This is a genomic window from Ruminococcus flavefaciens, assembly GCF_900108555.1.
Classification (GTDB): Bacteria; Bacillota; Clostridia; order Oscillospirales; family Ruminococcaceae; genus Ruminococcus; species Ruminococcus flavefaciens_P.
This window is the reverse complement of record NZ_FNWV01000002.1, coordinates 1-1,506: the sequence shown is the minus strand read 5'-3', so window position 1 is coordinate 1,506 and position 1,506 is coordinate 1. Positions and strand designations below refer to the sequence as shown.

Genomic DNA, 1,506 nt, shown 5'->3' with positions numbered 1-1,506 from the left:
ATCGCATTGCCTACGCCGTTGAGTACTTCTGCGCCCTTGCCTGCCTTGATCTGACCGTCCTTGAAGGATACCGTCTTTCCTCCTGCTGTCTTTCCTGTAAGTGTCAGTTTAGCTCCGACTACTTCTGTGCCGCCAAGGTCTACCTTATTGATGTTTACCTTTGCAAGCGTTGTCGTAGTTGTAGTAGTCGTTGTGCTTGTAGTTGTTGTTGTCGTCTTCGACGTTGTTGTAGTTGTGCTTGTCGAAGTCGTTGTAGTAGTTGTAGTTGTTGTAGTTGTTGTGGTGGTGGTTGTTGTCGATGTAGTAGTTGTAGATGTTGTTGTTGTGGTTGTTGTAGTAGTGGTTGTCGACGTTGTAGTGGTCGTCGTGGTTGTTGTTGTAGTAGTTGATGTTGTTGTCTTGCTTGTAGTAGTAGATGTAGAAGTTGTAGTCGTTGTGGTCTTGCCTGTAGTTGTTGATGTTGATGTGCTTGTTGTTGCCTCAGCATCGCAAACTTCAATATGATTACCGCTCTTATCTACTATGTAATAGCCTTCCTCAGATGTCTTGTCAGGTGTCTCCTTAAGAGCTTCACCCTTTGCATCAACTATCTTGCTGTCCTTGATAGTGAAGTTGAGTACGGAAGTAATGATATCATAAACCTTGCCGCCGTCCTCGAACTTGTCACCTGTTTCCTTCAGTGAGTAGTTACCGTCTTTGAGTGCTTTTACGAGCTTTGCAGAGTCGCCTGATACCCACTGGATACCGATGACCTTACCGTCACTGTTCTCGACCTTTACGAAATCGCTGTCATTCTTGTTTGCTTCAAGAATTGTCTTCCAGTCGATGTCGGAGTTTGTGAGCTCAAGCTGAGCACCCTTTATCTCCTTCTCGCCTGTGATATCGCTCTTGCCGATAGTGAACTCGTTAGGAGCGTCCTCGATAATGATAGTTGTCTTGTCCTCGGACATAGAAGTCTTGCCTGTTGTGGAAGCTTCTACGTTCTTGACCTTACCGTTTTCAAGTGTGAATGTGAACTTTGAAACTACATCGTAACCGTCAGGTGAAGCAGTTTCAACAAGTGAATACTTACCGTCCTTCAGGAACTCGAAGTTTGCGGAATTGCCGTCGAATTCAGTCTCCTTGACATCTTCGAGAGCCTTGCCGCCGTTGATCTTAACGCCATTCAGCGACTGACCGTCCTCAGAGATGAGCTTGAACTTAGCCTTGCCTGCTTCCTCGGGGATAGGAGTTCCGCCCAGTGCCTGCTTGTCTATCTTGATTACCGACTTGGTGTCGAATACTTCAAGAACCTTGCCGTCCTTTGAAACCTTTGCATCACCGTCTGTCTCAACGTCAACGTTCTTTACGATACCGTTTTCGATATCGAATGTGAACTTTGTTACTGTTGTGAAGCCGTCAGGTGCTGCTGTCTCTTCAAGGCTGTACTTGCCGTCTTTAAGTCCTGTGAACTTTGTACCGTTGCCTGTGAACTCTGTTGACTTAACTTTACCGAGTGCGTCGCCG

Annotated in this window: 1 protein-coding gene; it reads right to left on the bottom strand. The window is 46.3% G+C overall.

Going from position 1 to position 1,506, the window contains the following annotated elements:
* Positions 1–1,506: SpaA isopeptide-forming pilin-related protein (locus BLW60_RS16665; protein ID WP_175460874.1), on the bottom strand; the 1,506-nt coding region annotated here is incomplete at both ends.